Below are 6,048 nucleotides of genomic sequence, written 5' to 3' on the forward strand. Positions count from 1 at the left end.
AGATAGTGATGATCTGTCAACAGCCAAGAAAAGAAGTTCATTAAAAGGAGAATCGTTTTGGAAAAGATTGGTGCTGGGCGGTAACCTTTCATTAACCGGTACAGACCCTCTGACATTGGATTTATCACCTGTTATAGGGTATAAATGGAATAAAGCCTTTGAAGCAGGTATTCAAACTACCTTTCAAGCACAATTCGGTTCAGCGTCACCAACTTCCCAAACCGTAAATAGTGAAACGGTCTTTGGCTATGGCATCTTTGCTAATCACATGATCTTCAAGAACTTCTTTGGTTACCTGGAAGGCGGCAGGATTAGCAAAATGGTGAGTGAGAATGACACTTCTCAAAGAGTCTGGGAAGAGACACTACTATTAGGCATAGGCAGAAAATTCAAAGTAGCATCTTTTCTTGAAGTACAAGCCATCATCACATACAATTTTCTGCACAACAACGCCAACGGCATTTACCAAAGCCCTGTAAGCTTCAAGACCGGTTTTAGGGTGGTGAAGTAGCGCCTGTAAACACTCCGTAAACGAAACCTTTATCATTTTTTACTAAAACATATATAGATTGTACGTCTCCAAAAAATTCAAACCCCTTTTCTTATCCAAGAAATGTACATTGAAGTATAATTTGTTATAATTCAGTAAAGTAATTACTGGCGCAGTCCCCGCTACCATCAAAGCCAGTTAACGAAAGTTACTGGCTTTTTTTTATGCGCATGCTCCACCAATCCCTGTCTTCTAAAGGGCATTTTGACCATTTATATAAAAGATGATCATGGAACCTCTGCTTTGCTCTTTTCCACCTCAACTTTTGGGCTTTAAAGTTGGATGAGTTGATATTTCCAATATATTTATAGTTCCAATCTGTCAGACCAATTACATCATTTAAAAAGCACTTTTAATTAAATAATACTGTAATGAAATATTTGCCAATTGTACTTCTGGCATTATCACTTTTCGCCTGCCAAACCAATCAGAACAACGCAGAAAAGGAAGAAGAAAAAATAGATATATGGACCATTGAACAAAGTAGAGAATGGTCTGCTGACAATGGCTGGTTACGGGGAAGTAATTTTAATCCCAGCACGGCCATCAATCAACTAGAGATGTGGCAGGCAGCTACCTTTGATGAGGAGACTATTGATAGAGAACTTGGATGGGCAGAAGACATTGGAATGAATTGCATGCGTGTTTATCTACACCACGTAGCTTGGGAAGTTGACAAAGAAGGGTTTAAAAAAAGAATTGATAGATATTTAGAAATAGCTACTCAGCATGGCATGAAAACGATGTTTGTTTTTTTTGATGATTGCTGGAATCCTACTTATCAGGCAGGTAAACAACCTGATCCTAAACCAGGCGTTCATAATTCTGGCTGGGTTCGTGATCCGGGGGATCTTCTTCATGAAGATGAAACTCTTGTTGTTGGGCTGGAAGATTATGTAAAGGATGTCCTTACAACTTTCAAATATGATGAGCGGATCGTACTTTGGGATTTGTATAATGAGCCAGGAAATTCTGGTTATGGTAATAAGTCAATGCCGTTGCTTCAAAAGGTCTTTGAATGGGCCTGGGAAGTACGACCCTCACAACCGCTTACCTCAGGAATTTGGAATGCAGGACTTACTGATTTAAATAAATATCAATTGGATCATTCTGATATCATTACCTATCACAACTATCTCGATCCTGAAAATCACCAACAGACTATTGACAGCCTAAAACTAAGGAACAGACCTTTGGTATGTACGGAATATATGGCAAGGCGCAACAACAGCTTTTTCCAAAACATTATGCCTATTTTGAAAAAGGAAAATGTGGGAGCCATTAATTGGGGGCTGGTTGATGGTAAGTCAAACACCAAATATGCCTGGGATGAGCCCATTCCTGATGGTGCTGAACCTGAGCTATGGTTTCATGAAATATTCAGATCAGACGGTACCCCTTACAGACAAGAAGAAGTTGATCTTATCAAAAGCCTGACTGGAGCAAATTAATCACGTTAATTAACTCTTAAAGTAAAATTGGAATAGCCTATTTCATTTCTTCAATGATCTAGGCTATTCTATCTTATAAAACTGTTGCTATACAGTAACCGAAACGATTTTATCTGTATCACTTCACCGGTTCTATCTTAAAGCTATAAGATAAATTAGCAGGTTGTATTTGATACTCTTCATGAGCCATTCTTCCCCAACTTGTATCACCACCTACACCCATTTGAGAGTGATCAATATTGATATTGACAAAATCACGTTTTACTATATCCGTAGTATGCCTTTGCTGTTTCTTTTCTCCAGCGTCAAAGTCTGCATTATACTGATGATGTGCACTAAAGCTGAAATGTTCTGAAGCCATTATTTTGATTCCCTTACCAGCGGAATTTGTAAAAGCAACCCAGCGTGTATCGGTTCTGTACCCGTTTTCCTGAGGTCTGATATAGGCAAAATATAAGTCAGAAACTGATGCTTCATATTGACCAACCAAAGCAGAAGTATTTCTATCCTGATAGTTTTCATACGGCCCTCTTCCAAACCACTTAACCTGATCAAACCCCTTACTGATGATAAAATTGTTTCCAAACCTTGGCAGCACTGGAAGGCTCGAATCGATGCCCTTTAACTTCGTTTTTACCATTACTTCCCCCACATCATTAATTGTATAGTTGATGGTCACTTTGCCATTTACAGACGCTAACTCGAAGATTGATTCAATGGAAACCAGTCCATCATCAGCTTCTTTCTGTTTGATGGATAAAAGGGTTTGTTCAGAGGAAGCCTCCTTCCAAACCCCTAATTTTTCAGGCATATTATAACCAAAATCATTATCAATTGGTGCTCTCCAAAAGTTGGCCTTTATGCCTTCGACAATCATATTGCCCTGACCATAATCTAAAGTACTCAATGTACCTGTGGCTTTATCAAAGGCCATTTTGAATCCCTCACCTGCTATTGATATGGACTTATCATCATTAGTCACTTCCAATGGATTTTTGATTTTTGATAAAGTCACATTTCTTGTTGGTTCATTCAGTTGAAATTGTTCATAAGCAATAACATGCCCTGCAGGCACCAAATCAGTGGCACTTTTGGTTTTGGCATAAATATTTATGTTATATTCAGCTGAATTATCTTCTAGTTGTGGTAGCTCAATTGTCACTTTTCTGGATTCATAGGGCTCGATATCAAGCATGGGCATTACACCCTCCGACTTTTGAATGCCATTTTCTAAGATCTTCCATGAGAAATCATATTCACTGAGGTTGGTAAAATCATACATGTTTTTTACTTCTATCTCGCCACTTTCTAAATCAGAGGACTTGAATTTAATCGATTGATACACCTTTTTTACTTCATACAGGGAGGGGTGTGGTGTTCTGTCAGGATTCACCAAGCCATTGATGCAGAAGTTGTCATCATTCTGAAAATCATATCCACCCAAATCTCCTCCATAAGCCCAAAATTCTTCACCTTTTTCATTTTTGGTCAACAGTCCCTGATCTACCCAGTCCCATATAAACCCGCCTTGCATGATGTCATATTGCTCAATCACATCCCAGTAGTCCTGCAAATTTCCAACGCTATTGCCCATCGCATGCGCATATTCACATTGAATTAACGGACGGGTAGGGTTGCTCTCCGCATACTCAATCATGCTTTCAATAGACCAGTACATGGGTACCTGAATATCGCTATTAGCATAATTGGTTGCACCTTCATATTGGGTTGGTCTGGAGCTGTCCTGTTTTTTCAACCAATCATAAGTGGCGAAAAAATTATCCCCATTTCCGGCTTCGTTGCCTAAAGACCATGTCACAATAGAGGGGTGATTTTTATCTCGCTCAAACATTCTTACGGTTCGGTCCAAATGGGCGGCTTTCCATGCTGGCAAATAGGCAGGATGAACGGCCTGTCTTTCTTTATCGCTATCAAGCCCCTGATTAGTAGCACCCATACCATGGGTTTCTATATTGGCTTCATCAATGACATAAAAACCGTATTTATCTGTCAATCGGTAGAACTGAGGATCTTTTGGGTAATGACTACAGCGTATGGCATTAACATTATGCTTCTTCATCACTTCCAAATCTTTCATCACTAGATCTTTAGAGACAACATGGCCTTTTGTATCGCTATGGTCATGAAGGTTTACTCCTTTGATCAATATTGGTTTCCCATTCACCAAAAACTGGTTATTCTTGATGGCAATATTTCTAAACCCAACTTTTACTGCCGTTGACTCACCGTTTACTGTGATTAACAAGGTATACAGGTTCGGATGCTCTGCACTCCAAACTTTAACAGCAGGTATTTCTTTTTCGAAATCGACCCTATTTCTCTTTGGGTTTAAGTCAACGGTTTTGTTTTCGCTGAATATTTCTTGGTCTCCGTCTAAGAGCTTTACAGATACAGTTTCATTTTTTAACTCACCTGTATTATTGTCAATTTTCAAAGCAACTTTAAACACGCCATCTTTAAAGTCATTTTCCAAATCTGAGGTTACCCTGAAATCTCTCAATGTCACTTTATTCGCGGCATAAACATAGACATCGCGTTCAATACCACTCAGTCGCCAAAAATCCTGATCTTCAATATAACTTGCATCTGACCAGCGCATAACCTGAACGGCCAAATTGTTGGTGCCCGTCTTCACTAAATCTGTAATCTTAAATTCTGCAGCGGTTTTGCTGCCCTCGTTATAACCAACCATTTTACCATTAAGCCACACGTACATGGCTCCGCTCACGCCAGCGAAATGTAAATAGATGTCCTTCCCGTCCCAATCTTTAGAAATTTCAAAGGCCTTTTTATAATTACCATTGTTATTCATCTCATGAGGAATCACTGGCGGATTAGGAGGAAACATGTAAGTAATATTGGTATAGAAAGGAATACCATATCCTTTAATTTCCCAATTTGACGGCACTTCTATTTTATCCCAACCAGCAATATCAAAACCCTCTTTGTAAAAATCAGTGGGTCTGGCTTGCACACTATCTGCATAATAAAAATCCCAGGTGCCATTTAAGGATTTATACAAAGGCGAATTCTTCCAATCTTCATTTACAATGGCTGTAGCCGCATCGGTGTATCTGTCAAAAGAAGCAGTTGGATATTCCCGATTAATCTGAAATATTTCTGGGTCTTCCCACTCAGGGTTCTCCCAATCCTGTGCAGTGTAAATCGGTCTCTCTGGCACTCGTTCTTCACACGAGAACATGAGCGAAGCAACCAGGGGTATGATCAGGTAGCTTAATTTCATTGGGTTAGATCTTTTGTGTTAGTCTTTTTTAATAATAGCAGTCCAGCCTCCACCGGAAGATAATTCTACTTTGACCTTAGCGTCTTTCTGGACAGTTGTTGTTTCCTTTTTATAATCTTCAGCAAACATGCCGGCATTTATACCATCTTTAAATACTTCCATAGTATAGTCACCATCACCTAAAAAGGATAGATCAAGTTCTAATGATCTGGCATCCCAGTCTGTCATAGCGCCAATATACCATTTGTTACCTTTTCTTCTGGCCACGGCTATATAGTCACCAACAGCACCTTTTAGTACAACGGTCTCATCCCAGGTTGTAGGTATTTGAGTGATGAAATCAACCGTTTCCTGTTCTTGGTAATATCTGGATGGTGATTCGCACATCATCTGCAGTGGAGCTTCATAAACAACATACATGGCCACCTGGTGTGCTCTCGTTCCTAAACTCATAGGCCTTTCAAAGCTGATAGAATAGTTGTCCGGCATTTTGTTAATCATAGCACCGGGGGTGTAGTCCATGGGTCCGGCTGCCATACGGATAAACGAAATAGTAACATTGTGCTCAGGAGTAATATCAGCACTCCATTTGTTGTTTTCGCTGCCCTTTACACCTTCATAGTTAATTACATTGGGATATTTTCTTCTTAATCCTGAAGGCTTAAAAGCTCCATGGAAATCAACTAGAAGTTCCAATTTGGCACATTCCTTTGCTATTCGCTCATAGGAGCTAACCATGTATTGATCATTGCGCTGCATGAAGTCCACTTTAATTCCTTTTG

General features: G+C 39.5%; 4 protein-coding genes. 2 read left to right on the top strand and 2 right to left on the bottom strand.

The window, feature by feature from the left end; translation table 11 throughout:
- On the top strand, positions 1 to 511 hold a 511-nt coding region (locus tag E1140_RS04340), incomplete at its 5' end, for a hypothetical protein (RefSeq protein ID WP_221412629.1).
- A gap of 410 nt (positions 512 to 921) precedes the next feature.
- Positions 922 to 2,001: a glycoside hydrolase 5 family protein gene (locus E1140_RS04345; protein ID WP_221412630.1), complete on the top strand. Its 1,080-nt coding sequence runs from the start codon at positions 922 to 924 to the stop codon at positions 1,999 to 2,001.
- Between the two features lie 118 nt (positions 2,002 to 2,119).
- Here E1140_RS04345 and lacZ read toward each other — a convergent pair whose 3' ends face one another.
- Positions 2,120 to 5,266: a beta-galactosidase, LacZ type gene (lacZ, locus tag E1140_RS04350; RefSeq protein WP_155179421.1), complete on the bottom strand. Its 3,147-nt coding sequence runs from the start codon at positions 5,264 to 5,266 to the stop codon at positions 2,120 to 2,122.
- 18 nt (positions 5,267 to 5,284) lie between these two features.
- Positions 5,285 to 6,048 (bottom strand): glycoside hydrolase family 97 C-terminal domain-containing protein (locus E1140_RS04355; RefSeq protein ID WP_185153423.1); only part of this gene is annotated, 764 nt, incomplete at its 5' end.

The organism is Fulvivirga lutimaris, assembly GCF_009711525.1.
In the GTDB taxonomy this organism is placed as follows: domain Bacteria; phylum Bacteroidota; class Bacteroidia; order Cytophagales; family Cyclobacteriaceae; genus Fulvivirga; species Fulvivirga lutimaris.

Coding starts and splice junctions, on each gene's coding strand:
- E1140_RS04345 (WP_221412630.1), top strand. CDS start 922: ATGAAATATTTGCCAATTGTACTTCTGGCATTATCACTTTTCGCCTGC.
- lacZ (WP_155179421.1), bottom strand. CDS start 5,266: ATGAAATTAAGCTACCTGATCATACCCCTGGTTGCTTCGCTCATGTTC.